The organism is Bacteroidetes bacterium GWF2_43_63 (genome assembly GCA_001769275.1).
In the GTDB taxonomy this organism is placed as follows: Bacteria; Bacteroidota; Bacteroidia; order Bacteroidales; family DTU049; genus GWF2-43-63.
In genome coordinates this window covers 16109-40801 of the sequence record MEOQ01000026.1, presented here as the reverse complement: position 1 = coordinate 40801, position 24693 = coordinate 16109, and the positions used below count along the sequence as shown (strand labels likewise).

Annotated in this window: 24 protein-coding genes and 1 tRNA gene; 19 read left to right on the top strand and 6 right to left on the bottom strand. The window is 42.1% G+C overall.

Annotated features, from left to right (window positions below):
- Position 1 precedes the first annotated feature (1 nt).
- Together A2W93_12790 and A2W93_12785 are read right to left on the bottom strand one after the other, a co-directional pair.
- On the bottom strand, positions 2 to 826 hold the full coding sequence (locus A2W93_12790) for a hypothetical protein (GenBank protein OFY54658.1): 825 nt from the start codon (positions 824 to 826) through the stop codon (positions 2 to 4).
- A 70-nt stretch (positions 827 to 896) separates the two neighbouring features.
- On the bottom strand, positions 897 to 1403 hold the full coding sequence (locus tag A2W93_12785) for a 5-(carboxyamino)imidazole ribonucleotide mutase (GenBank protein OFY54657.1): 507 nt from the start codon (positions 1401 to 1403) through the stop codon (positions 897 to 899).
- A 171-nt stretch (positions 1404 to 1574) separates the two neighbouring features.
- On the opposite strand from A2W93_12785, the gene A2W93_12780 reads away from it, so the two are divergent.
- Genes A2W93_12780 through A2W93_12760 form a run of 5 tightly spaced genes read left to right on the top strand, consistent with a single transcriptional unit; the run spans position 1575 to position 5451 of the window.
- Complete coding sequence (locus A2W93_12780) at positions 1575 to 2111, top strand: hypoxanthine phosphoribosyltransferase (protein ID OFY54656.1); 537 nt, start codon at positions 1575 to 1577, stop codon at positions 2109 to 2111.
- A gap of 3 nt (positions 2112 to 2114) precedes the next feature.
- Entirely contained in the window at positions 2115 to 3287 is a 1173-nt protein-coding gene (locus A2W93_12775; GenBank protein OFY54655.1) for a hypothetical protein, read from the top strand.
- 3 nt (positions 3288 to 3290) lie between these two features.
- Positions 3291 to 3863 carry an adenylate kinase gene (locus tag A2W93_12770; GenBank protein ID OFY54654.1) on the top strand — a complete coding sequence of 191 codons (573 nt, stop codon included), beginning with the start codon at positions 3291 to 3293 and terminating at the stop codon, positions 3861 to 3863.
- An 11-nt stretch (positions 3864 to 3874) separates the two neighbouring features.
- Complete coding sequence (locus A2W93_12765) at positions 3875 to 4873, top strand: GTPase ObgE (GenBank protein ID OFY54653.1); 999 nt, start codon at positions 3875 to 3877, stop codon at positions 4871 to 4873.
- A 5-nt stretch (positions 4874 to 4878) separates the two neighbouring features.
- A complete protein-coding gene (locus tag A2W93_12760) occupies positions 4879 to 5451 on the top strand; it encodes a hypothetical protein (GenBank protein ID OFY54652.1) in 573 nt (190 codons plus the stop codon).
- Positions 5452 to 5482: 31 nt separating this feature from the next.
- Here the strand turns inward: A2W93_12760 and A2W93_12755 are convergent, their stop codons facing one another.
- The gene (locus A2W93_12755; GenBank protein ID OFY54651.1) at positions 5483 to 5947 is read right to left on the bottom strand and encodes a hypothetical protein; all 465 of its coding nucleotides are present in this window, start codon (positions 5945 to 5947) and stop codon (positions 5483 to 5485) included.
- A 74-nt stretch (positions 5948 to 6021) separates the two neighbouring features.
- Here A2W93_12755 and A2W93_12750 point away from each other — a divergent pair, with 74 nt between their 5' ends.
- Both A2W93_12750 and A2W93_12745 read left to right on the top strand, forming a co-directional pair.
- Entirely contained in the window at positions 6022 to 8211 is a 2190-nt protein-coding gene (locus A2W93_12750) for a hypothetical protein (GenBank protein ID OFY54650.1), read from the top strand.
- Between the two features lie 116 nt (positions 8212 to 8327).
- Positions 8328 to 9095, top strand: a complete 768-nt coding sequence (locus A2W93_12745; protein ID OFY54649.1) for a hypothetical protein — start codon at positions 8328 to 8330, stop codon at positions 9093 to 9095.
- A gap of 44 nt (positions 9096 to 9139) precedes the next feature.
- Here the strand turns inward: A2W93_12745 and A2W93_12740 are convergent.
- Positions 9140 to 9215 (bottom strand) — tRNA-Phe (locus A2W93_12740).
- A gap of 76 nt (positions 9216 to 9291) precedes the next feature.
- Here A2W93_12740 and A2W93_12735 point away from each other — a divergent pair.
- Genes A2W93_12735 through A2W93_12715 form a run of 5 tightly spaced genes read left to right on the top strand, consistent with a single transcriptional unit; the run spans position 9292 to position 15545 of the window.
- Positions 9292 to 10008: a hypothetical protein gene (locus A2W93_12735; GenBank protein ID OFY54694.1), complete on the top strand. Its 717-nt coding sequence runs from the start codon at positions 9292 to 9294 to the stop codon at positions 10006 to 10008.
- Positions 10005 to 11312 (top strand): hypothetical protein, encoded by a 1308-nt coding sequence (locus tag A2W93_12730; protein OFY54648.1) that lies wholly within the window; start codon positions 10005 to 10007, stop codon positions 11310 to 11312. Before A2W93_12735 ends, A2W93_12730 begins: the two co-directional genes overlap by 4 nt.
- Positions 11313 to 11324: 12 nt before the next feature.
- A complete protein-coding gene (locus A2W93_12725; protein OFY54647.1) occupies positions 11325 to 12758 on the top strand; it encodes a hypothetical protein in 1434 nt (477 codons plus the stop codon).
- Positions 12742 to 13341: an LPS export ABC transporter periplasmic protein LptC gene (locus A2W93_12720; GenBank protein OFY54646.1), complete on the top strand. Its 600-nt coding sequence runs from the start codon at positions 12742 to 12744 to the stop codon at positions 13339 to 13341. The genes A2W93_12725 and A2W93_12720 overlap by 17 nt, the downstream gene beginning before the upstream one ends.
- Positions 13342 to 13400: 59 nt before the next feature.
- Positions 13401 to 15545 carry a hypothetical protein gene (locus A2W93_12715; protein OFY54645.1) on the top strand — a complete coding sequence of 715 codons (2145 nt, stop codon included), beginning with the start codon at positions 13401 to 13403 and terminating at the stop codon, positions 15543 to 15545.
- Positions 15546 to 15600: 55 nt separating this feature from the next.
- Here A2W93_12715 and A2W93_12710 read toward each other — a convergent pair whose 3' ends face one another.
- The gene (locus A2W93_12710) at positions 15601 to 16692 is read right to left on the bottom strand and encodes a hypothetical protein (protein ID OFY54644.1); all 1092 of its coding nucleotides are present in this window, start codon (positions 16690 to 16692) and stop codon (positions 15601 to 15603) included.
- Positions 16693 to 16743: 51 nt separating this feature from the next.
- On the opposite strand from A2W93_12710, the gene A2W93_12705 reads away from it, so the two are divergent.
- Complete coding sequence (locus A2W93_12705) at positions 16744 to 17922, top strand: hypothetical protein (GenBank protein OFY54643.1); 1179 nt, start codon at positions 16744 to 16746, stop codon at positions 17920 to 17922.
- Between the two features lie 16 nt (positions 17923 to 17938).
- Here the strand turns inward: A2W93_12705 and A2W93_12700 are convergent, their stop codons facing one another.
- Positions 17939 to 19072, bottom strand: coding sequence for a hypothetical protein (locus A2W93_12700; GenBank protein ID OFY54642.1), 1134 nt, complete (start codon positions 19070 to 19072; stop codon positions 17939 to 17941).
- A gap of 76 nt (positions 19073 to 19148) precedes the next feature.
- Between A2W93_12700 and A2W93_12695 the strand changes: the two genes are divergently transcribed.
- The 6 genes from A2W93_12695 (at position 19149) to A2W93_12670 (ending at position 24692) form a co-directional block, all read left to right on the top strand.
- Positions 19149 to 19865 carry a hypothetical protein gene (locus A2W93_12695; protein OFY54641.1) on the top strand — a complete coding sequence of 239 codons (717 nt, stop codon included), beginning with the start codon at positions 19149 to 19151 and terminating at the stop codon, positions 19863 to 19865.
- Complete coding sequence (locus tag A2W93_12690; GenBank protein OFY54640.1) at positions 19849 to 20502, top strand: hypothetical protein; 654 nt, start codon at positions 19849 to 19851, stop codon at positions 20500 to 20502. Before A2W93_12695 ends, A2W93_12690 begins: the two co-directional genes overlap by 17 nt.
- Before the next feature lie 218 nt (positions 20503 to 20720).
- On the top strand, positions 20721 to 21851 hold the full coding sequence (locus tag A2W93_12685) for a transcriptional regulator (protein OFY54639.1): 1131 nt from the start codon (positions 20721 to 20723) through the stop codon (positions 21849 to 21851).
- A gap of 2 nt (positions 21852 to 21853) precedes the next feature.
- Positions 21854 to 22432 carry a hexapeptide transferase gene (locus A2W93_12680; GenBank protein ID OFY54638.1) on the top strand — a complete coding sequence of 193 codons (579 nt, stop codon included), beginning with the start codon at positions 21854 to 21856 and terminating at the stop codon, positions 22430 to 22432.
- Positions 22429 to 23382: an oxidoreductase gene (locus A2W93_12675; protein OFY54637.1), complete on the top strand. Its 954-nt coding sequence runs from the start codon at positions 22429 to 22431 to the stop codon at positions 23380 to 23382. The genes A2W93_12680 and A2W93_12675 overlap by 4 nt, the downstream gene beginning before the upstream one ends.
- Positions 23383 to 23393: 11 nt before the next feature.
- Entirely contained in the window at positions 23394 to 24692 is a 1299-nt protein-coding gene (locus A2W93_12670) for a UDP-N-acetyl-D-galactosamine dehydrogenase (protein OFY54636.1), read from the top strand.
- Position 24693: the final 1 nt, after the last annotated feature.

The window sequence follows — 24693 nt, the reverse complement described above, 5'->3', positions numbered from 1 at the left end:
ATTATTTTGTCTCAAATGAGTATGAGAGTGTAATTGCCGGCGATATACCCAAAACCTGATGGTATGAGGTTGAAATGTCAATCATTAGGTTATTGAATTTCAGTCCGGCTCCGCCTGAAACCGTGAAAGGTCCGGTTGAAAACCCCGCGCGAAGGCAGAAAGTCTCACCTATAGAATAAAGGAATCCTGCACGCAGCGAAGCTGGCTCATATTGCTCTTTCACCACATCGGCTGAAAGCATAAGTACTTTGTCGGGTCTGAATGTCATCCCCAGACTTATGGAGGCCGGCAGCTGTTCGCCGGTGTTCTCATTTAATTCAACCTGAACGGGGTTGAAGATAGCGGTCCCCAGCGAAATTTTATCATTCAGCCGGTATTGAAATCCTCCCTCAAATGTAAATACGGTCGTGTTGCCATACATTTCGTCAGCTGTTCCTGCATGAATGGCGTCGAATTGCAATCCGACAGAAAAATCGGGTCCAAACTTTCTTGCAAATCCGAGTCCTGCTTTTGTAATATTAAACTGAGAATAGCCAAATTGACTCAGGTTTAATCCCAACACACCCTTGTCTTTTCCAAGTGGCATTGCAAAAGAAAGATATCGATCCGAAAGCTCTTTAAGCATGAATCTTGAGTTGTAGCCGAGTCCAACATGAATTTTGTCAAGACCTCCCCAGGCAGCCTGATTGTTCATGCCGGCCTGAAATTCATCAATCGCAACTCCGCTTCCTCCCATGCCTGCAAGCGATGCGTTGAATGTGTTGTACTGAGCATTTGCTGCAACTGCAAACAAAGTGAAAACAGATATTAAAAGTGCCTTTTTCATATTGCTGAGATGAAATTTGTAATACGCATTGATACTATCGATCCGAAAGAAATTCAGGATATTGGCCTGATTAATTTGTCTTGAACTTAAAGTTTATTTGCTTAAGCTCTTCATTAGCCTGAATTACTTTCGATTTAAGGTTGTCTTTGTATGTGATCATTCTTGTGGCAAGTTCAGCATCGGCGACTGAAAGAATCTGACCAGCCAGAATGGCTGCATTGAGAGCTCCATTGACCCCAACAGTGGCAACTGGAATTCCCGGAGGCATCTGTACAATTGCCAAAAGGGCATCAAGTCCATCAAATGAACTTTTAATGGGAACGCCAATAACCGGGGCTGAAGTCATGGACGCTATTACTCCGGGTAAATGTGCGGCCATTCCTGCTGCTGCAATAATTACTTTAATTCCCTTGCCGGCAGCTCCTTTTGCAAATGCTTCAACTTGCTCTGGAGTGCGGTGGGCCGATAATGCATGTATCTCAAATGGGATCATATTTTCTTCGAAAAACTGCGCGGCTTTTTCCATAACCGGCCAATCCGACATACTTCCCATTATAATGCTGACTTTTGCTTCCATTCTATTTCGTTTTAACCTACAAACATAAGAATAATTTTGCAATGATAGTACTCTATTTGTTTACTCATAATCGGAGCAATTATTTTGTCGCTGTAGAGGGTTTTTAGTTCGACAGGAAAAAGCCTTCTTAATCCGGACAAATTCACTAAATTTGCACCTTAATTCAAGATCATGAATTCTGTTACCGTACACAATCGCCAGTTCAATCTGTATTTGAAAAATGAAGAGATCATTTCTTCCATCGAAAAACTGGCTGCAAAAATGAATGAGGACCTGAAAGGGAAAAATCCTTTGTTCATTGTTGTTCTGAATGGCGCATTTGTTTTTGCTTCTGAATTGATCACTCGCTTCAATGGTGATTGTGACGTTACGTTCGTTCGACTTGCCAGCTATGAAGGCACCTCGAGTTCAAATTCGGTACGTGAACTCATGAGCCTCAACGAAGATGTGGAAGACCGCACCATTGTTATTATTGAGGATATTATCGATACCGGACTCACCATGCTGATGGCCAAAGACAAACTCAAAGCGGCAGGTGCAAAGGATGTATTCATTGCAACATTGCTCTACAAGCCAAAGGCTTTCAAACACAACTATTATATTCACTATGTCGGCATTGAGATCCCCAACGATTTTATTATCGGTTTTGGTCTCGACTATGATGGTAAAGGCCGCAATCTGCGCGACATTTACAAAATTGCAGAATAAGTTATGATCAATATTGCTTTGTTCGGCCCCCCCGGCTGCGGTAAAGGAACCCAATCGAAAAAGCTGCTTGAAAAATACAAGCTGACGTATATCTCTACCGGAGATATGCTTCGCGAAGAAATTGCCAACGATTCAGCGCTCGGTCGTCAGGCAAAGGAAGTGATTGAAAAGGGCGGTCTGGTTGACGATGACATCATTGTCCAGATCATCGAAAATAAAATCAAAATGAATCCTGAATCCAACGGGTATTTGTTCGATGGATTTCCGCGTACTGTTGTTCAGGCCTATATTCTCGAAGGTCTTATGCTGCGAATGAATTCATCTTTGACTTCTATGATTTGTCTAGAAGTTCCGCGAAATGTTCTCGTGGAGCGACTTTCAGATCGTGCCTCGCGGGAAAACCGCTCCGATGACAAAAGCATGGATGTAATTAATTACCGGCTCAAAGAATACGAGGATAAAACCAGACCTGTTGCTGAATTCTACATGAGTATGCAGAAGTTCCATTCGGTGGATGGCAATGGTGAATTGGATTTGGTTTTTGAACGAATTGACACAATTATTCAGAAAGCGCTCGATAGCATTTGGTTCAATTTCATTGTGTTTGGCCCTCCTGGATCCGGAAAAGGGACGCAGGCGAAACGGATTGCACAAGAGCTTAATCTGGTGTATGTTTCTACCGGTTCCATGCTTCGCCACGAAATTGAAATGAACACTGAACTGGGCCGAATGGCAAAGGAATATGTTGACAGTGGTGAAATTGTTCCTGATGAAATCGCTATCAAACTGATTGAAGAGCAAATAAATAAGCACCCTGACGCAAAGGGATATATTTTCAAGGGATTTCCACTTACCATTGCTCAGGCCTATATTCTCGACGGTGTACTTCGAAAAATGGGTGGAAAGGTAACACAAGTGTACTCATTTCAATCGCCTACGCTGCAGAATATCAAACGACTTTCAAAGCGCGCGGAGACGGAAAATGCCCGCTCATATGACCGAAGCCTCGACATAATAATTCATCGACTTGAAGTGTACGAACAGCGCACTGCCGCTTTATATGATTATTATTCAGGAAAAAACCTTCTGAAGCAGATTGATGCCACTGGCGACGCAGAAGAGGTGCACCAGCGACTGAAATCGGAAATTGAACGCGCCTTTAAAAATCTGAGGTAGCTTATGTTCAACATGGTGATTTTTGGCCCTCCGGGCTGCGGAAAAGGTACTCAGGCTGCCAGAATTGTGCAGAATCACGGTTTTTTGCATATTTCAACCGGCGACTTGATTCGTCGCGAAATCAGCTCTGGATCTGCCATGGGTGAACTCTACAACAAATTTATCAGTCGCGGCATGCTGGTGCCCGATCAGATTATACTCAAAGAATTATATCGCTATGCGCTTAAACACAGCAACGCGATAGGAATTATTTTCGACGGCTTTCCGCGAACGCTGTATCAGGCACAGATGCTAGACCGTATTTTTGATAAGAGAAAAATGAAAATTGGGCTGGTGGTCTCAATCGTTGTTCCGGAAGAAGAATTAATGAATCGTGTGCTCGAACGTGGAAAAACGTCGGGACGCAGCGATGACAATGAATCAATTATGAATAACCGCATGATGATTTATTTTAGTCAGACTCAGCCGGTTATTGAATACTATCGCAAAACAAAACGTTTGGTGTCGGTTGACGGTAATCAGCATATCGATTCGGTTGCTGCAGCTATCGACAAAACCATCCGAAACCACATGTAAACAAAAAAACCATGGCAGAAAGCAATTTTATCGATTATGTGAAAATCTACTGCCGAAGCGGTAAGGGTGGAGCTGGTTCCGCGCATTTTTATCGTTCTAAAGTAACACCTTTGGGCGGACCAGACGGTGGCAACGGCGGCAGAGGCGGTCATATTATTATTCGCGGTAATTCGCAGTTATGGACATTGCTCCATTTGAAATATACCAAACATGTTCATTCCGAAGACGGCCAGAATGGAAGCGAAAACCGCAAGACAGGCCGCGATGGGAAAGACGTGTACATCGACGTTCCGCTTGGCACTGTTGCACGTGATTCCGAAACCGAAGAAGTACTCTTCGAAATTACCAAACATGGCGAAGAAGTTATTTTGCTCCAGGGTGGTCGCGGAGGTAAAGGAAATGATTTTTTCAAAACCGCAACTATGCAGGCTCCGCGGTTTTCTCAGCCGGGCGAACCTTTTCTTGAAAGTTGGACCGTCTTCGAACTAAAGCTGCTGGCCGATGTCGGTCTGGTTGGTTTTCCCAATGCCGGGAAATCAACCTTGCTTTCGGTAGTCTCTGCAGCCAAACCTGAAATTGCAGATTATCCATTTACCACACTGGTTCCCAATTTGGGGGTTGTTCCTTATCGCGACGACCGTTCTTTCGTTATGGCCGATATTCCCGGAATTATTGAAGGGGCTCATGAGGGCAGGGGACTTGGGCTCCGCTTCCTGCGCCACATCGAACGCAATAGTATTTTATTATTTCTTATACCGGCCGATTCCGAGGATGCGCTGAAGGAATACAAAATTCTACTCAACGAACTGAAACTCTACAATCCGCAACTGATGCAGAAAGACAAAATTGTCTCCGTTTCGAAATGCGATTTGATTGATGATGCTCAGAAGAAAAAAATTGCCACGAAATTGAAAAATCATCACCCTGTTTTCTTTTCATCTGCAACAGGTATAGGTATTCCTGAGCTGAAGGATGCCATTTGGAATCTGATGAATAAATCTGAAGAATAAATCGGATGATTGAATTTCTTGAAAATATCGACCGGAAGTTGTTTCTCCTTATCAATGGAGCTCACTCCGATGCGGCCGATTTTTTCTATTATTGGGTAAGTTATAAATACACCTGGATTCCGTTTTATATTCTGCTGCTGGTGCTCAGTATCCGCGTGCTGAAAAACAAATGGTGGCTTTTACTCATCTTTGTTCCGCTGCTTGTAGCCGCTACTGATCAGGCCTCCGTTCATTTGTTTAAAAATGTTTTTCTTCGGTATCGCCCCTGTCATAATCTTGATCTGCAAGAAACAGTGCATCTTGTAAATGGCTACTGTGGCGGAAAGTATGGTTTTATTTCTTCGCATGCAGCCAACAGTTTTGGCCTGGCAACGTTTACATGGCTTATCCTTCGCCATAATTACCGCTATTGGTTCTGGATTCTGTTTGTTGGTTTCGCAGGAATGGTTGCTTACAGCAGAATTTATCTCGGCGCTCATTATCCCGCCGACGTGGCTGTTGGAGCGCTGGTCGGAATATCATTCGGGGCATTGTTTTACTATTTGATGCACAGGTTTTTTCTGCATCAAAAAAAGTAATTTGCAATCTCTGGTTTTATAAAAACGATTTTTAAAATCCGTACGTTTTCCCGCTGATATTTTTGGTTGAAACACGATACACTTGTACATTGTTGATTGCGGGCATATTGTATTTGAAATCCTCGCGGCCGGTGTAGTGTTTCATAAATTTATTCATGACTGCGATTTTTTCTGCAGGGTCATCAATAAACTCGACCGGCCCCCAGACCAGTACACTTTTGTATTTCATAAAATGGCTGCAGGCCACATCGGCACTTTGATAAGCTATCTCTTCGCTGTTTGAAAAAGCAATACAAACATTTGGATTGGAGCGAAGAATCGTCATTTTCTTTCCTTCAGTGCCGCTGTGCAGATAAATGTAATCTTCGTCAAATCCGAAATTGAACGGCAAATTGTACGGTTTCCCCTCTGAATCTACCATAGCAACGAAGCATGTTTTTGACCCCGAAATTATCTGTAATAATTCGCTTTTTTGTGCAACAATTTTTTGTCTCATACGTATATACCTTATGCTGATTTTACTGTCTAAAGATAGTAAGATTTTTCTATATTTGCAGACTTTCAAATATCATGAAACACAAAACACTCCTTCTTGCCCTGTTGCTTTTACCATTTGCCGCTCTGGCACAGGCTCCGGGTTGCCCTTCCCTCGAAGCCGGCCCGTCCCCGACTTTCACCACCGGCGATACAACCATTTGTAGTCCTACAAACCTTACATTGACGGCCAATGTATTGAATGTTGGTCATACCAATACATACACTGTATCAAGTATTCCTTATGCTCCGCCATTTCCGTTTACCGCTGGCATTGCCATTCCAAGTAATGTCGACGATGAATATCTGGGAATTATTAACCTTCCTTTTGCTTTTTGTTTTTTTGGACAATCATACAATCAATGCGTAGTTGGCACCAATGGCATTATAACATTTGATCTCACTGAAGCAAACTCTCCATCTGGTTATCAGGTTCCAGCTAGTCTCCCCAGTTCTGCATTGTGGATGAACGCTATTTTTGCATGGCATGACATCAATTTCAACCCAAATATTGGAGGAGGTGGTTGTGGCAATCTTCGTTATGGTGTTTTAGGAAGTTATCCCTGCAGAACGTTTGTTCTTAATTTCGATCATGTGTGCCATTATGATTGTCCGGGGTTGCAAACGACCATGCAAATAGTCCTGTATGAAGGAACAAATGTCATTGAGTTTTATATCCTGAATAAACCGACATGTTACACTTTTAACAATGGCAATTGTGTTCTTGGAATACAGAACGCAAATGCATCAATGGCGTTTTGGCCTCCCGGCCGTAACACAGGGAATTGGACAGCTGCCAACGAGGCCTGGCGTTTCAAGCCTAATGGGGCTCCTGCTTATACCGTTTCGTGGTTTAATAATTCAACGCTGGTAGGGTATAATCCTCAGGAAACTGTTTTTATTAGTCAGCCAGATACTTTTATTGCTATTGCATCTTATGAATTTTGCGATGGATCACAGTACATTTGCCGCGACACGGTAAAAGTTTTTGTAAATACGCAGGATGTTGAAATTTCAACCTCTGATTCAGTCCTGTGTCTTGGCGAATCAACTACACTTACAGCTTCAGGTGCTGATCTCTATGTTTGGAGTGATGGATCAACATCTCCTTCAACAACGATTTTCCCAATTGCCTCCGGTTACTATTCGGTTACAGGAACATATATGGGAGCCTGTACTTCGACAGATTCAATTTATATAACGGTGAACCCAACACCAATAGTACAGATAGTGGCTAACCCGCCTCAGATATGTAGCGGAGATTCAACTCAGCTCGAAGCCATAGGCGCTCAAGACTACGTTTGGGCTCAATTGCCGGATAGTGTCGGATTGGTGATGGTTGCTCCTGCTGCAACAACAACCTATTCGGTAACTGGTACCGATGTTCATGGGTGTACGGGTACAGCAGAGACCATTGTGACAGTGAATGAAATTCCAAATATTCAATTGTATGCCTCACCAGCTGATGGATGTGAGGATTTGAATGTGCAGTTTTCTGCTAATGTGAATCCGGCTGCTGCTTTTTATAACTGGTCTTTTAGCGATGGAACGACTTCAACTCAGCCCATGCCTTCCAAGGTGTTTACAAATCCCGGAAAATACGATGCAACTCTTGGTGTAATAAGTATTCATGGTTGTGAGAACATAAAATCCGAAATGGGTATTGTTGATGTTTATGCGCTGCCCGTGTCAAATTTTACTGCTGACACATCCTGGGTTACGATGGACAATCCGGTTGTAACTTTTACCGATTTAAGCTCGCTTGCAGCCACCTATTACTGGGACTTTAGCGATTTCACAAGCTCCAGCAATTATTCTTCGGAGGCCAATCCTGCTCATTCTTTCTCTAAAGCAGGCGATTACATTGTTTGGCAGACTGTTTATTCTGATCATGGGTGCAGTGATAAAAGTTACACAATTATTCATGTTGAACTGAATATTGCTTTCTATATTCCAAATGCCTTTTCGCCTTACAACGAAGATGGTCTTAATGATGTATTTAAGCCCTCTGGCATAGGAATCGGGCTGGATGAAAGCACATATACAATGCATATTTTTGATCGCTGGGGCAAGCTTGTTTTCAAGTCTGCGGATATTGAAGATGGCTGGGACGGGAAGGTAAATGGTTCAAAATCAGCGCCCGGTGTTTATTCATACCGCATCGAAGTGAAATACGGCGACGGTTTATGGCATGTCTTTAATGGCAGAGTAATCATTTTAGAATAACCTGAGCTTTTACTAAATACTATTTGGGGAGTTGTTTTTCGACTCCCCTTTTTTATGGCACAACCTTTGAAAATGAATTTTGAATTCGTTCATAAAAATTTAAGGAGGAACAAGCCATGAAAAAATTTACACTCTTACTCGCCCTGATGGCCTTTATGCCGGCTATGTTCGCAACAGCTTATTCGGAATTGACCATCACAATCAACGAAAACGCCGATTTCTATGTTGTCATTGACGGTCGTCAGTATGATAGTTACGCTGGCTCAGTTATTATTTCACGGCTGGATCACGGACGCCACGGCATGGAAGTTTTCCGCGAATCAATGACCCTGAGTGGTTTGATGGTTGATCGCTTATTCAGAGGATCCGTCGACATCATGCCCAATAAAAGAATTTATGGCACCATCGACCGATTCGGTGTATTTGTAATTCTTCGTACCGAAAACCTCAATCCCGTATCTGGTTACAGCAACGGAAACGGTTATGGACACGGAAATGGACACGGAAACGGGCATGGAAATGGACATGGAGATAGTTATGGAAGCAGCAGTGGATACTACAGTGGTTACTCTTATGGCAATACCGGATATGTTCCGATGGGTATGTCGCCCGATGCTTTTGGGATGCTGCTTTCTTCGATGCGTCGTGAAGCATTTGATGAAACCCGGGTTAGAATGGCCTACACCGCAATTTCTGTCAGCGGGGTCACTTCAGCTCAGCTGCGCGAACTCATGTTGATGCTTACCTTTGACTCCAACCGTCTGAAACTGGCTAAAACTGCTTACATGTTTGTTATCGATAAAGGAAATATTTTTCTCATCAACGACGCTTTTACTTTCAACTCAAATGCTGATGAATTCTATCGCTATATCGGTGTCTGGTGAAAAACCTGACTCAAATGAAAAAAGCCGGAATAATCCGGCTTTTTTTGTGGCATCGACTGGAATTGAACCAGTGACACACGGATTTTCAGTCCGCTGCTCTACCTACTGAGCTACGACGCCTCCTTTTTGGGAGTGCAAATATATAACGATATTTTTATCTGACAAAATTTTTTTGATGTACCTTTACCCTGTGAATTTGAATCTGACCATCGACATTGGGAATACACGCTGTAAATACGCTGTTTTTTCAGGTGAAAATATCCTGGAATCCGGCGCTGAATCTTTTTCGATTGAGTTTATTGAAGCACTTTTGAAAAAATTCCCGGCTTCGCGCAGAATATTTTCGTCGGTTACGGCACTTTCTGAATCTGAAACGGATTATTTTAAGTCCAATGCTTTTGTTTCAGTAAAGGATTGTAAAATTGCTCCCGTCAAGTCTGAGTACAGGACTATGGAAACCTTGGGCGAAGATCGGTGGGCCGCGGTTTGTGGTGCAGCATTTCTAACGAAAAGTGTATTTCCTTTTCTTGTCATTCAGGTTGGAACTGCCATTACATTTGATTATGTTGACAGCAACGGACATTATACCGGCGGGGCCATCAGTCCGGGAATCAGTTTACGGTTGAGGTCGCTGCACAATTTTACGGCAAAGCTGCCGTTAATCGAGCCAGAGAACAAATTCGAAGAAATGGGAAAGTCGACCAAAGATTCTATTCTGAGTGGTGTAATGAATGGATGTTTAGCTGAAATTCGATACAGAATAGACAAATTTGTTGAACACGATAACAAAGCCCCTGTTTATTTAGGTGGGGGAGATGCCGGATATTTTGATATTTCCCATGAAAATCACATCTTTGCAGTCCCAAAAATTGTTCTTGTAGGACTGAATCATTTGCTGAACCTGAATCCATGAAAATTTACTTTGTCGTACTGATTTTACTTATCTCCACCTTCCAAATTAAGGCTCAGTCCTTTGTGGTATCGCCTTATTCCAGATACGGACTTGGAGAGTTACAAAATAACACAGAGCCTATTTCTTTTTCCATGGGTGGACTGACAGCAGCTTTCCGCGACCGCTACGCAATTAATTCGTTCAACCCTGCTTCTTATACTATCTTGTTGCATGATCAGGATTCGCTTCCCATGCTTTTCAACGGTGGTTTTAAAGGCAATTATTCGAATCAGAATACTGCTTCTCAGACATCCAACCGAATGTCAGGTTCTTTGAATAGTTTCTCGTTTGCCTTTAAGGCCGCAAAAAACTGGGGAATGGCCTTTGGTCTTCAGCCTTATAGTTCTGTAGGATACAATCTTGAGACAACGTTTCCCATCGATTCGCTGGCAAATTATACGGCGAAATATGAAGGGAGTGGAGGCTTCAACAAATTCTGGATGGGCCATGCAGTTGAACTTTTCGACAACCTGAGTATTGGCGCAAATGTTTCATACGTTTTTGGATCATTATCGCAGACCCGAAGAATTGTCTTTGATACTTCTGCCTATTACAACACAAAAACAATGTCATCGAGATATGTTGGCGACTTTGCATTCGACGCTGGAGTGCAATATGAAATTATTCTGAGAAGAGATTCTGTGACACCACAGAAAACAAGACTTATCCTGGGTGCTGCTTTTGGCCTTCCGGGCGAACTCAATGCAAAGCAGAGTCTGCTCGCCATGCGATACTATTCTGTCGGTGGCAATGAGATTATTATTGATACGACGGGTGTCAATGATGGAGTAAAGGGTTCCGTTTCTCTGCCAATGAGCATTTCTGGCGGCTTTTTATTGACTAAAGACCAGAATTGGTCATTCGGAGCTGATTTCAAAATGCAGGACTGGTCAGGATTCACTGCTTTCGGCGAATCAGATTCATTGAAAAACAGTTTATCTGTCAATGCCGGATTTTCATACACGCCGGACAATTTGGCGACTAAAAAGTATATTAAAAGAATGACGTGGTATGGTGGGGTGCACTACGATCAGACTTATTTATCGCTTAAGGGTGAGGAGTTGTCAAAAGTTGGCATAAGTTTTGGCTGCACCTGGCCGTTGAAATCCATTTATCCGCGACTGCAACGTTCTGTTATAACAACGGGCATTGAATTTGGGAAAATGGGGACCACCAACCAGAATCTGATAGAGGAAAACTACATAAGGTTTGTTTTGGGAATTTCTCTGAAAGAGCGTTGGTTTGAAAAGAAAAAGTACAATTAGAATTATAGAGTCATGAAAACCGTTTTAAATTTCATTCTTGTTTTTGCACTGATGTTACCATTGTTTCAGTCAGTGAATGCTCAGGATAGCATCCGATTTCCTTTGTCGTGCAGCATTAAAGGTCCAAAATACGGCATCGATAGCGTTAATGGCGTAAAAAATTTCTCTCTGTATCGCGAGAATTTTAAACAATGGAGAGACTCCAAATACAAAGGGGAAGCAATTAAATATACCCTGGGTCCCTGGAGATATTGTTTCGACAATACCCCATTGATTAGTCAGAACCTTTACCTTGATGGAGTGCGTATTGTCGGATACATGATTGACAATGCTCCTGACAGTGCTGCAAAAGAATTATGCATTGATACGCTGATGTTGTTGTATGATCGCAATATTGAAGCTTTTGGCTGTGCAAGAATGTATGGCGAAGGTTATGTTCTCGGCAGAAAAGGGTATGATTTGTACACCTATCGCCCTCAAGAGATTGAGCTTATTTATTATACCCTTGAGAAATCCATAAAGGTTCAGGGCAATGAAAGTGAAGCTGCAGTACTGTCAATCTTCTACAAAGTGACCGATGAAATGATTCGTGCCGGAAAGCTTGATACTGCTATAATTTATGAAAATTACGATGTTGCAATGACTGTTGCAGAGTATCAGCTGGACATCTACAGGCAGGAACTCAAGGCCAATCCTGCAGATTCTGTAAAAATCAATAGAAAAATTGAGATTTACGAAATTGCTGAGAACAACATCAATAGCTTATTCGATCCATGGGCAAATTGTGAGCAGATAATAGCCATCAATAGTGCAAAATTTGAAACAAAGAAATCAGACCTGAACTGGCTGCTGAAGCTAACCCAGCTGATGGAAAAGAAAAGCTGCACTGAAGACCCCTTGTATTTCAATGCTGCAGAAGAACTCTACAAACAGTCTCCAACACCTACCTCCGCGTTGGCTCTTGGAAAGTCGTTTTTGAAAATCAAGAATTTCAGTAGTGCAGTTAAATATCTGAGCGAAGCTGTTGGTGGTCTCGAAGATCCGATTCAGAAAGCCGAAGCGTACCTCAATCTTGCAGACGCATACCGCAATTTGAATCAATTTGCCAACGCTCGCAATGCTGCTTTGCAGTCGGCCAGTCTGAATCCAAATGATGGAAGGCCTTATTTATTAATTGGTGACTTATATTATTCAACGGCATCGAGTTGCGGAGGCGAAACTCCGGTTAGCAAAAAAGCCGGCTACTGGGCTGCCGCCGATAAATATGCAAAAGCCAAGTCTGTTTCGACCGACGAAAACGTCATTAATGCTGCAAATGCTAATTACAATGCCTGCTACGGTGGATTTCCGAACTCTGAAGAACTGTTTTTTGAAAATATCTCTGTAGGATCCAGCTACACAGTATCATGCTGGTACACTGAGTCGACCGTTGTCAGAAGCCGATAATACGGTGGTTCGCAACTATAAATCATTAAAAATCATCATTGTGGCTGCTTTTGCAGTCACAATGATTTTTTCATGTGGCAACTCCATGAACAGTATACAGGAAGTGGCCGTCAAAGACACGCTTCCGGTTGAACAGGCATTGGATGTGACCATGTATTATAGCGACAGCGGCCACATTGAGGCCTGTCTTACCGCTCCGGTGACGAAGAGGTATGAAAGCAAGGATCAGAAAGGCATTCTTAAACTGACGGATGGTTTGAAAGTGATTTTTTACGATTCGCTCGGGCGAGAGGAGACTGTGTTGACTGCAAGGTATGGAGAGCGTTTCGACGAATTGCAGCGCATTGAGGTCAAGTATGATGTTGTTATCATTACAGCAGATTCCGAAAAGATGTATACTGACCATTTGATCTGGGATGAAAAGGCCAACCGGGTTTATTCCAACGTTTTTATAAAAATTATTACTCCGGACAAGATTATCTGGGGTGATGGATTTGAATCGGACGAAAGTTTCGATCAGTACAGAATCCTGAGGCCCAAGGGGGAAATTGAAATTAAAGACGATAAAAATGCCTCAGAATAGGACTGTTTGTTCAAAATGATTACCTTTGCACTCGTTTTTTTAAATAAAATATAAGAAGAATGGCTACCATTGGAAAAATACGGAAACATTCGGGTTTACTCATCGGCATCATCGGTGTTGCTTTAGCACTCTTTGTTTTAAGCGATTTCATGACATCAAGCGGAGGGAAAAAGTCGGTTGAACCCCTGGCTGTTGTTTTTGGTGAAAAAGTCAATTATCAGGATTTTTCAGCAAAAGTTGAAGAGCGTAAAGCTCAATATTTGATGCAATATGGACAGGATATCCAGTTTACATCCTCGGACAACTTTCAGATAAGTAACGAAGTGTATGACAAAATGGTTGAAAGCCTTATCCTTGCAGAGGAATATGATAAGCTGGGTTTGGCTGTAAGTGATGCTGAGCTTGGAGAGCTTTTCACCGGAAAGTATGTTCATCCATTGATCAAGCAGCTTTTTACCAACCCCGAAACTGGTGTTTTTGACCCCAACCAGGTTGCAACTTATGTTGAAAGCATTGAGGAGCGCACGCCAGAGGAACAGCAGAACTGGCGGATGTATGAAAAAATGATTATTGAAGAAAGAATCAGAACCAAGTATGTATCGTTGGTAAACAAAGCTTTTTACTTGCCAAAGGCTTTCATTGACCGTGAAAATGCTGACCGCAACAGAAAATTTGTAACTACTTATACCGGGTTGAGATATGCTTCAATTAGTGATTCTACTATTTCGGTTACCGACGAGGAATTGAAAAAATATTATGAAGAGCACAAATTTGATTTTGTCTTTGATGAACCCACAGCAGCTGTTGATTTTGTGATATTCGATGTCAAGCCATCTGTAACAGATCACAAAATAGTGAAGGAAAAAGTCGACACCATTTATTCCCGTTTCACAAAGACGGCCAATACAGATGTTCTGGCTTTCATCAATTCAAATGCAGACATTGATTTCACATGGGATAGCTCATATTTGCGTCGTGAGGTTCTCCCTGTAAAAGCCGACACATTGTTTGGAGCTGGCATTGGCACTTTTGTAGCGCCTTATATCGAAAACAATATTTATTACATGCACAAATTGCTTGATCGGAAAATGATTCCGGATTCACTCAAAGCATCACATATTCTGATTGCTTATCAGGGTGCAGCTAATGCTGATTCGGCTGTTGTCAGAACAAAAGAAGAGGCGAAATTTGTCGCAGATAGTCTTTTGGCTGTTGTCAGAGGCAAAGACAGTGTGTTCTTCTCGCAGGTGGCAATTGCAAACAGTAATGACCCCTCAGTAAAACAGAATGCAGGATATTTCGACTGGTTCCAGGAAGGAATGATGGTCCCTGAATTCAACAAGGCTTGTGTAGAAGGAGCTAATGGTTCTTATACTGTGGTGGAAACTGTGTTTGGATATCATGTTATTAAAGTAATCGATAAAACGAAACCAATCAACAAGGTTAAGATCGCCACAATTCAGCGTACGGTTGAGCCAAGCCCTGCAACGAGTGATTCAATATACAATCTGGCCAATGTGTTCGCTGCAGAAAGTCAGACAGCGGAAGCATTCGAAAAGAACATTGTTGATAAAGGCTATACAAAACGTGTTGCAGACAAAGTGAAAACAACGGATTTTACTTTAGCAGGAATTGCTGAAGGGCGTGAAGTGGTTCGTTGGGCTTATAACGAAGAAACTGAGCCAAGTGCAATTTCAACAGTATTTTCACTTGACACAGAAACCAAGTATGTTATCGCTGTTTTGAAATCACGGACTGAAAAAGGACAAGCTCCTTTTGAAGATGTGAAGACTCTTATAGAACCCTTTGCCAAAAAAGAGAAGAAAGCTCAGATGCTGATGGAAAAGATGAACAGTGCGCTGAATGGAACCGCTACCGTTGAAGCTCTGGCAACAAAAATACAAGCAGATGTCGATACATTTGATGTAACTTTTTCAACATATTCGTTGCCGGGATATGGCCCGGAGCCAGATATTATTGGAAACATTACTGCATCACCAAAAGGCAAGCTTTCAAAAGCGGTCAAAGGTGAAATGGGAATTTTTGTTTACACGGTGCTTGATGTTGTTGAACCGCAGCCTGCTGATCCCAAAGCAATTATGGCTCAGAAAATGCAGTTTTTCCAGTCTAAAGTAAACTATGAGTTGTTCAAGTCTTTGCAGCGAAAAGCTGATATTGAGGACAATAGAATTCTATATTTCTAAAGAAACGATATTTCAGTAAAGTGAGCTTCGGCTCACTTTTTTTATGCGCTATAAATTACAATTGGCTCAGGAAACCGGCATGAATGTCTTTGCAAACAGCTTCATCCATATCTTGAATAACGGGTTTGCCGGGCGATTTCATTAGCACCAGACGAATTCCTGAGGACAGATTTTTTTTATCTTTTAGAATATAGGCGCTGATATCGTTCCAGCCCGGAAGATTATTAAAATCGAATTGTTCTTTCAACCACTTTGTGATATCGGCTGCGACAGCAGGAGGAAATCCTGACAATTTTACAGAAAAGCACAATGCTTCTGCAAGGCCAAGAGCAACGGCATGTCCGTGAGAAATACTTTTGCCCAAAGAATTAAAATAACTTTCGTAGGCGTGCCCAAAACTGTGTCCAAGATTAAGCCAGTGCCTTCCATGCTTTTCATATGGATCGTCGGTCACAATTTTCATTTTCACACGAATGCTCCGAATAAGTAATTGGGCAGAAGGCGCGATTTCGGCATTTCTGATGCCAAGCATTGTTTTTATAAAACTGCGACCGTCGAGCAATGCATGTTTCATAATTTCGGCATATCCTGATTTCATTTCGGATGGGGGTAATGATGTAAACCAGGCCGTTGTGATGAACGTGAATTCAGGAAAGCGGATTGTGCCCAGTTGATTTTTGGCCTCACCGCAATTGATGGCGTTTTTCCCACCCAGGGAGGCGTCGGTCATTGATAAAAGCGACGTGGGGATGTAGACAGTGCGCAGACCGCGTTTGTAAATAGCAGCCATAAAACCACCCAGATCGGTGAGGGAGCCGCCTCCAATACATATAATTACCGTGTCCTTAGTAATACCCGCAGAAATCCAGTCTGTCAGAATGCGACCTGCATTTTCGAATTGTTTGCAGTTCTCACCTCCAGCAATTTGCCTTATTTCGGATACTGAAACAGGCATATTTTTAAGAATGTCTTCAATCTTGTCATGATGTAGGGCGTAAACAATCTCATCAATAAGTAAAATTACCGGAGTTGTTTTATGTGTTCCAATGCGGAGCTGCCACCACCTTCTGAAATCTTTTACATGATTCTCGCTTATGATGACAGGCGATTTATTGCTGCCGAGCCGTATGGCTGATTTTGTATTCATACCGCTGCAAAGGTAAAGGTTTTAATCTTTAACCGTAATAGATTTAGTTCGATGAAATTCATTAATTTTGAAAAAAAATCCATGCGTACAAGCATTCTCATATTATTGGTAATTGGCCTGAGCTCATGTCATTCTTTTAGAGTCATCCCAGTTAAGAGTGACACCAAGCTGAAAAAAGAAGGTGTTTTATATTATCTACCAAAAACCCGGTTAATAGTCGATATAACAGTTAAGGAAACCCATCATCTGAAAGGGCCTTTTGCGCAGTATTCTGCGAAATTTACCGGCATCAGCAATGTTATAATTGAAAATAAAACAGATTATTCCATTGAAAATATTCAGGTGAATTCGTTCGCTGTAACCGATACTTCGAAACTTTTTTATATTGAAACAGGCGGGTTGAAAAACAAGGAAGATTTTCTGCTTACTCTGAATGAGCTTGGTTGTATAACGGCACTGAATGCTACTTCCGATGAAGTGGAAAATGAATTGAGTACGAGTCATATTAGTGACAAGGGTGTTTCAGCAAAGCCTTTAAGTTTTGGATTTGAGCATTTTGCTACCGGCAATACTCAAGTGAAAACCGATACAATTATTGAGAAAATTATTCTTGATACTGTTACAATCGAAAAGCAGATTTTGCAACACAGCATCATTGAAAAGTCGCTTGAAGACAAGGCTAAAGATGCAGCGGATTATATCAGTTTGATTTCAGAAAATAAAATGAATCTGATTTCAGGCTATCAGGAAGTAGATTACGACTTGAATACTTTTAATTCCATGCTGGGAGAAATCAATAAAATGCAGCAAGAGTATCTGACGTTATTTACTGGAAAAACAGTTGAATACACAACACATTACCGAATTTATATTGACCCTGACAAACCGGTGGAAAACAATTTTATCTTCAGCTTTTATACAACAGAAGGAGCATCAGCGGTTGAAGACAGTTTGTTCACAGAGAGCATGTATTACTATCAGTTATTATCAGAAGACCGTACTGATGCGATAACTACCGCGATGGGAAATACGAAAAGGAACAAGAACAAAGGGTTGGCATATAACATTCCCGAAGATTGTGTTTTCATAATCAGGAATGGGAATGGAGAAGTGGTGCTGATTGAAAAGGTCGCTGTCAGCCAGCTTGGAATCATTAATTATTTACCAGTTGATTTGCGCCATATTTTGTTCGACCCTGAAAACGGCTCGATCAGGAATATTGAACGATAAATTTCCGGATTATTTGTCAGCTCTTTTTCTGAAGAAAGACGCTTAGCAATTCCATCCCTGAAGATAGCTCAGGGAGCGGCCGTGCGATATTGAACCGAACAATAGTATTTGCCTTTTCGCTGAAGTGAATTCCCGGAACAATGGCTACTTTTTGTTTTTCAAAAAAGTCAACGGCAAAATCAAACCCATTTGAAAACCGCGGTGGAAGCTCCGCCCACACGAAGTACCCTCCATCCGATTTTCTGCAGTTAAAGTCCATTCCGTTGAGTTTTTCAGAAGCAAAGCGATAATTTTCGGCGAGACTGTTTCTCAATTTTTCAGAGTATTGTTTTCCGAAATCATGTTTTGAAATATATCTGGCCAGAGCTTCCTGTAATACTGAATTGGTGCAGAGTCCGGTATAGTCGTGCAATGAGCGTAATGCCGCACAATGCGATTCATCGTGCATGAGGAAACCAACCCGCCAGCCTGTTATTGAAAACCATTTCGAAAATCCGTCGACGACAAAAAGATATGGATTCAGCTTTGACAAAGGGGAGTAGGGTTTTGATTCATAATATAGTGTTCTGTAAACCGCATCGAAAACCAGATAACACTTTTTTTGCTGACATAATTCGGCTATTGCATTAACATCTCCTTTTGAAAACACCAATCCATGCGGGTTTCCGGGCGATGCAAGATAAATGAGTTTCACATTATCTTTTTCTATATGCTGTGCAATTTTTTCGAGTGGAAGATTTCCGTTTTGATCGGGATCGACCTCAATAAATGGCATTCCAAATTGCTTCGGCAGCTGTCGGTACGACTCGTAAGGCGGAGTAAATGATAAAGTTGTGAAAGGGCCTTTATTATTTCGCATAACATACATGAAAATCAGACACAGCGCTTCGGTTGCGCCCTGCAGGATGATGATATTTTCTTTTTTCAGCGGATATTGTTCAGAATAAAAGCTCACCAGCTGCTCTGTCAGCGCGAAGTTCCCGATGCCAGGAGGATATTGATGAATGTTTTCAAAAGCCACATTTTTAAGTTCTTCCAGTAATTCCTGTGGTGGATTGAATCCTGGAATTCCTTGTGCCAGATTGATTCCGCCGTGTTGTTTTACCAGCGTACTAAAGTAGCTGATGAGTGATCCCTGAGGCATTTCCATTTATTGAAATATTGATTGTGATTGTAAAGTTATTAATATCAATCAGATTTTGTAACTTTACGAAAATATTTTTGCCATGAAAAAATACATTATTGCGTTTGCTGCAGCTTTGGTATTATTTACTGCTTGCGACACCCTTGGCAAGCTGAATCTGCCTACGAACATGCCGGTTGTGCTCACTGAAGGTGAAGTTGCAAATGGATTGAAAGAGGCACTCAACGTAGGGACAAACAATGCTGTTGGAATGCTTGGAAAAGCTGACGGCATATTGAAAAATCCGCTGTACCTGATCCCATTCCCGCAGGAAGCTATAAAAGCAAAAGAAAAACTACAGCAACTTGGGATGGAAACGTTGATCGATAATTTCATTGCAACCATGAATCATGGTGCTGAAAACGCTGTTGCCAAAGCTGGTCCGATATTTCTGAATGCCATTACATCAATGACCATTACCGATGCTGTCAACATTCTGAAAGGATCTGAAAATGCAGCAACTGAATATTTCAAATCGAAAACCACCGCATCACTTACCGCCTTGTTTAAGCCGGAAATTACTAAAGCTTTGGATGCTGTGAATTGCACCAAATACTGGGCAGACATTACCAGCACCTACAATAAAATTCCTTTGGTAACTCCGATTCAGACTGACTTGTCGAAGTATGTGACGGAAAAAGCACTGGCAGCCTTATTCTCTCAGATTGCTGTTGAAGAAAAGAAAATCCGCACCGATCCGGCAGCCCGTATCAATGACATTTTGAAAAAAGTATTTGACCCCAATGCGATTGTACAATAATTTTCGAACAGCTTTTCTTGCGCTGGCAGCTTTGCTTTTGACCTCATGCATTGAGCTTGAGGAAAGGATTATTATTTACCCTGACAAAAGCGGAGATTATTCGCTGAAGCTTGATCTTAGCGCGCTATCGCAAACAGGGATGGATGCGTTTAAACCATCTGATGAAATTCTGAATTTCCCGCAAACGGTTGAAAATGCGGTGAAAAATGTAAGTGGTATCAGCAATGTTAAAGCTGAGTCTGATACGAAGAAGGGAATTTATCAGGTATCGTTTCGTTTCAAAAACCACAAAGTTTTTAAAAGAGCGCTGTTGCAGCTGGCTGGAATGAAATATGGATTTATTGTTCCAAAATACATGAAAGCAGGCAAGCATAGATTCAGCAAAAAGAACATTGGACCGCTGATAGCGAAACAAATTAATAAGCAAGATAATAGCCCGCTGAAACAGGATTTCATGGGCGTTGATGTGGCCTCGATGATTAATGTGAAAACGATTATAGAGACTCCGCATGAAGTGAAGAATATTAAAAAAAACGTGCGTGCTGTAAAAACAAATGACCCGGAAATTGTTGAGATCAAGAGCACGCTGAAGGATATTTTAAATGGTGCGAGTACCGGAGTTGTGGTGAGGTATTAGTTAGCTCGATGCGCAGAGCGCAATGCACAAAACGTCGGGGCATTAAGCGGAAGACAGCCACTGTCACGGATTACATCCCGATTGTTATCGGGACCGCGCCAGTAGTGTGACTATGTTTCTTGACCTCGATCTTGACCTCGACCTTAACCCTGACATTTGATTCTATACACTTATATAAAGCAAACCATCTTTTTATTAGCTTTGCAAAAAAATTGAGGATGAAGCCTATCAGAATGGTTGACCTTCAGGGTCAGTATGAAAAAATCAAGAGCGAAATAGACAGCTCAATCATGGAAGTTGTTACAAGTACAGCATTCATCAACGGTCCTGCTGTTCAGCGATTCCAGAAAAATCTCGAACAATATCTTGGTGTTAAGCACGTAATTCCCTGTGCCAATGGCACCGATGCGTTGCAGGTAAGCATGATGGCGCTTGGGCTGGAGCCGGGCGATGAAGTCATTACAACATCATTCACCTTTATTGCAACTGCTGAAGTTGTAGCGCTGCTGCATCTGACACCAGTTTTGGTTGATGTTGAGAAAGACACCATGAACATATCAGTTGACGCTATACGAAAGGCTATAACTCCGAAAACCAAAGCCATTGTGCCAGTACACCTTTTTGGTCAGTCCGCTCCAATGGAAGAGATAATGGCGATTGCGAAGGAATTCAACCTGTATGTGATTGAAGATGCTTGCCAGAGTATCGGGTCTGATTATTATTTCGAAGACGGAACATCGAAGAAAACCGGTGCTATCGGACATCTTGGCTGTACCAGCTTTTTTCCGTCGAAAAACCTTGGCTGTTTTGGTGATGGTGGGGCTGTGTTTACCAACGATGATGCACTTGCTGAAAAGCTGCGCGTGGTTGTCAATCACGGGATGAAAGTCCGGTATTATCATGACGAAATTGGGGTCAACAGTCGTCTTGACAGTATTCAGGCTGCCGTGCTTGATATTAAACTGAAACATTTGGATGACTATATAAATGCCCGCATTGCCGCTGCAGATTATTATGATAAAGCATTTGCAGGCAATCCGAAACTTATCACCCCATTCCGTTACAAAAAATCGCGTCATGTTTTCCATCAATACACGCTTATCGGGCAAGGTGTTGACAGAAACGGTCTGATCACATTCCTTCAGGAACGTGGCATTCCATGCATGATTTATTATCCTGTTCCATTGCATTTGCAGAAAGCTTATCTCGATCCACGCTATAAGCAGGGTGATTTCCCGAATACAGAATGGCTTTCTGAAAATGTATTTTCATTGCCGATGCACACAGAGCTTGATGCAGAACAGTTGAAGTTCATCACTGATTCTGTTCTTGAATTTTTAAATAAATAATTATGGCAGATTATTTTGCACATCCAACCAGTGTTATAGATGAAAACTGCACTATTGGCGAAGGCTGCAAGATCTGGCATTTTTCGCACATCATGTCGGGATGCACACTTGGAAATGGCTGCAACATTGGTCAGAACGTAGTTGTATCGCCAGGAGTAATTTTGGGCAACAACGTAAAGGTTCAGAACAACGTATCGATTTACACAGGAGTTATTTGCGAAGACGATGTGTTTCTGGGACCCAGCATGGTGTTCACTAATATTTCAAATCCGCGTAGTGCAATAATACGGCGCGAAAAATACGAACAAACGCTTGTAAAGAAGGGCGCTTCGATAGGCGCAAATGCGACCATTGTTTGCGGTAATACCATCGGTGAATACGCGCTGATTGGCGCCGGCACTGTTGTGACAAAAGACGTGTTGCCATTTGCTTTGGTGATTGGGAATCCGGGAAGGCAGCTGGGTTGGGTGAGTGAATATGGTCATCGCCTTATTTTCAGAGAAGACGGAACAGCCGATTGCCCCGAAAGTGGGGAAAAATATATTTTGCGGAATGGCATCGTAACAAAAGAAACAAAATGAGCAAGCCGTTGAATTTTGCGCTGATTGGCGCTTCGGGTTATATTGCGCCGCGACATATGAAGGCCATCCGCGATACCGGACATCGTCTGACTGCGGTGCTGGACCCTTATGATGGAATTGGTGTAATCGATTCCTTTTTTCCGGAAGCAGACTACTTCAGTGAGTCGGAACGATTCGACCGTCATCTCGACAAAGTTCGCAGAGCGGGCGAGAGCAAGATCGATTATGTGAGTATTTGTTCTCCGAACTATTTGCACGATGCGCATATCCGCATGGCGATGCGTAATCAGGCAGATGTGATTTGTGAAAAACCGCTTGTGTTGAACCCATGGAACATTGATGCACTTGCAGAAATCGAAAACGAAACCGGAAAGAAAATAAACAACATTCTTCAGCTCAGACTTCACGATTCAATCCGGAAATTGAAAGAAGATATTGAACAAAAGAAAGATGAGTTTTTCGACGTTGATCTGACATACATCACAAGTCGCGGTCACTGGTATCAGCATTCCTGGAAAGGCGATGTGAGCAAGAGTGGTGGTGTGGCAACCAATATCGGAATTCATTTTTTCGACATGCTGACATGGATTTTTGGCGATGTGGAACAGTCTGTTGTTCACTTGCACAATAATCAAAAGGCAGCAGGATATTTCAAATTAAAAAACGCCAATGTTCGTTGGTTTCTGAGTATAGATGAGAACGATCTTCCTGAAGAAGTTAAAGGACAAAAGAGGACATTTCGTTCAATTCGTGTGAATGGCTCTGAGTTTGAATTTTCAGAGGGATTTACTGAATTGCATACTGACAGTTACCGGCATATACTTGCGGGAAATGGCTTTGGGCTTGAGGATGCACGCCGCTCGATTGAAATGGTGTATAACATTCGAAATTCAGCCATTGCTCCTCTTAGTGGTGAATATCACCCGATTTTGAATACAATCAATAAATAAAAAAAGCAACCATGAACACTTACGAAAAACTACTTAATCACGAAACAAAATTGTCTGTTATCGGTCTCGGTTATGTAGGTCTTCCCATTGCGCTTGAATTTGCAAGGACCATCGATGTTATCGGATTCGACATTAAGCCGGACCGGGTTGAACTCATGAAGAATAACATTGACCCGAGTGATGAAATCCCTTCAGAAGAATTTTTGAATAGAAGAATAACATACACATGCAACACGGATGACCTCAAAGCCGCATCCTTTCATATAGTTGCGGTGCCAACACCCATTGATAATCATAATTTGCCTGATCTGACACCGCTGTTGAAAGCAAGTGAAACGGTTGGCAAGATTCTCAAAAAAGGTGATACGGTTGTTTTTGAATCAACTGTTTATCCGGGAGCAACTGAAGAGGATTGCATTCCGATTATGGAGAAATTCAGCGGGTTAAAATTTCCGCATGATTTCAATGTTGGTTATTCTCCGGAACGCATCAATCCAGGTGATAAAGTGCATACGCTCACAAATACTGTAAAGATTGTGTCGGGGAACACCCCTGAAGTTTTGGAAGAGGTTGCAAAAATTTACGAACTTGTGATCAAAGCCGGCGTTCATCGTGCGCCCAGCATTAAGGTTGCTGAAGCTGCAAAAATCATTGAGAACACTCAGCGCGATATCAACATTGGTTTGATGAATGAGCTTTCAATTATTTTCGGACGAATGGGAATTGACACACTGGATGTTCTTGAGGCAGCAGGCACCAAGTGGAACTTTCTGAAATTTCAGCCGGGACTTGTTGGCGGACATTGCATTGGAGTTGATCCGTATTATCTGGTTCATAAAGCACAGGAATATAAATACCATCCGCAAATCATTCGTGCAGGCCGTTTTGTGAACGACAGTATGGGATCGTATGTGGCAAAACAATTAGTAAAAAAACTCATCAAAGCAGGTCGAAATATTCTCGACAGCAAAGTACTTGTAATGGGCGTTACCTTCAAGGAAAACGTTACAGACATCCGCAACAGCAAAGTAGTTGATATAATCCATGAACTAATTTCATACGGATTGAAAGTTGATGCGATCGATCCGCATGCCGATGCAAAAATGTTTGAGCATGAATACGGATTGCCACTGGCATCGGGACCGCAGGGAAAATACGATGCAGTGGTGCTTGCAGTAATGCATGACGCTTACATGGATCTGAATGAAGAGAAAATAGCTTCGTTGCTGACCGATGATAAAGGTGTTCTGATTGATGTGAAAGGCATTCTGCGACACAATATAAAGAACTTAACCTACTGGAGTTTATAGT

Coding starts and splice junctions, on each gene's coding strand:
- A2W93_12705 (OFY54643.1), top strand. CDS start 16,744: ATGAAATTCATTAATTTTGAAAAAAAATCCATGCGTACAAGCATTCTC.
- A2W93_12770 (OFY54654.1), top strand. CDS start 3,291: ATGTTCAACATGGTGATTTTTGGCCCTCCGGGCTGCGGAAAAGGTACT.
- A2W93_12725 (OFY54647.1), top strand. CDS start 11,325: ATGAAAACCGTTTTAAATTTCATTCTTGTTTTTGCACTGATGTTACCA.
- A2W93_12700 (OFY54642.1), bottom strand. CDS start 19,072: ATGGAAATGCCTCAGGGATCACTCATCAGCTACTTTAGTACGCTGGTA.
- A2W93_12775 (OFY54655.1), top strand. CDS start 2,115: ATGATCAATATTGCTTTGTTCGGCCCCCCCGGCTGCGGTAAAGGAACC.
- A2W93_12710 (OFY54644.1), bottom strand. CDS start 16,692: ATGAATACAAAATCAGCCATACGGCTCGGCAGCAATAAATCGCCTGTC.
- A2W93_12715 (OFY54645.1), top strand. CDS start 13,401: ATGGCTACCATTGGAAAAATACGGAAACATTCGGGTTTACTCATCGGC.
- A2W93_12690 (OFY54640.1), top strand. CDS start 19,849: ATGCGATTGTACAATAATTTTCGAACAGCTTTTCTTGCGCTGGCAGCT.
- A2W93_12730 (OFY54648.1), top strand. CDS start 10,005: ATGAAAATTTACTTTGTCGTACTGATTTTACTTATCTCCACCTTCCAA.
- A2W93_12685 (OFY54639.1), top strand. CDS start 20,721: ATGAAGCCTATCAGAATGGTTGACCTTCAGGGTCAGTATGAAAAAATC.
- A2W93_12695 (OFY54641.1), top strand. CDS start 19,149: ATGAAAAAATACATTATTGCGTTTGCTGCAGCTTTGGTATTATTTACT.
- A2W93_12745 (OFY54649.1), top strand. CDS start 8,328: ATGAAAAAATTTACACTCTTACTCGCCCTGATGGCCTTTATGCCGGCT.
- A2W93_12750 (OFY54650.1), top strand. CDS start 6,022: ATGAAACACAAAACACTCCTTCTTGCCCTGTTGCTTTTACCATTTGCC.
- A2W93_12765 (OFY54653.1), top strand. CDS start 3,875: ATGGCAGAAAGCAATTTTATCGATTATGTGAAAATCTACTGCCGAAGC.
- A2W93_12755 (OFY54651.1), bottom strand. CDS start 5,947: ATGAGACAAAAAATTGTTGCACAAAAAAGCGAATTATTACAGATAATT.
- A2W93_12785 (OFY54657.1), bottom strand. CDS start 1,403: ATGGAAGCAAAAGTCAGCATTATAATGGGAAGTATGTCGGATTGGCCG.
- A2W93_12680 (OFY54638.1), top strand. CDS start 21,854: ATGGCAGATTATTTTGCACATCCAACCAGTGTTATAGATGAAAACTGC.
- A2W93_12670 (OFY54636.1), top strand. CDS start 23,394: ATGAACACTTACGAAAAACTACTTAATCACGAAACAAAATTGTCTGTT.
- A2W93_12780 (OFY54656.1), top strand. CDS start 1,575: ATGAATTCTGTTACCGTACACAATCGCCAGTTCAATCTGTATTTGAAA.
- A2W93_12675 (OFY54637.1), top strand. CDS start 22,429: ATGAGCAAGCCGTTGAATTTTGCGCTGATTGGCGCTTCGGGTTATATT.
- A2W93_12790 (OFY54658.1), bottom strand. CDS start 826: ATGAAAAAGGCACTTTTAATATCTGTTTTCACTTTGTTTGCAGTTGCA.
- A2W93_12760 (OFY54652.1), top strand. CDS start 4,879: ATGATTGAATTTCTTGAAAATATCGACCGGAAGTTGTTTCTCCTTATC.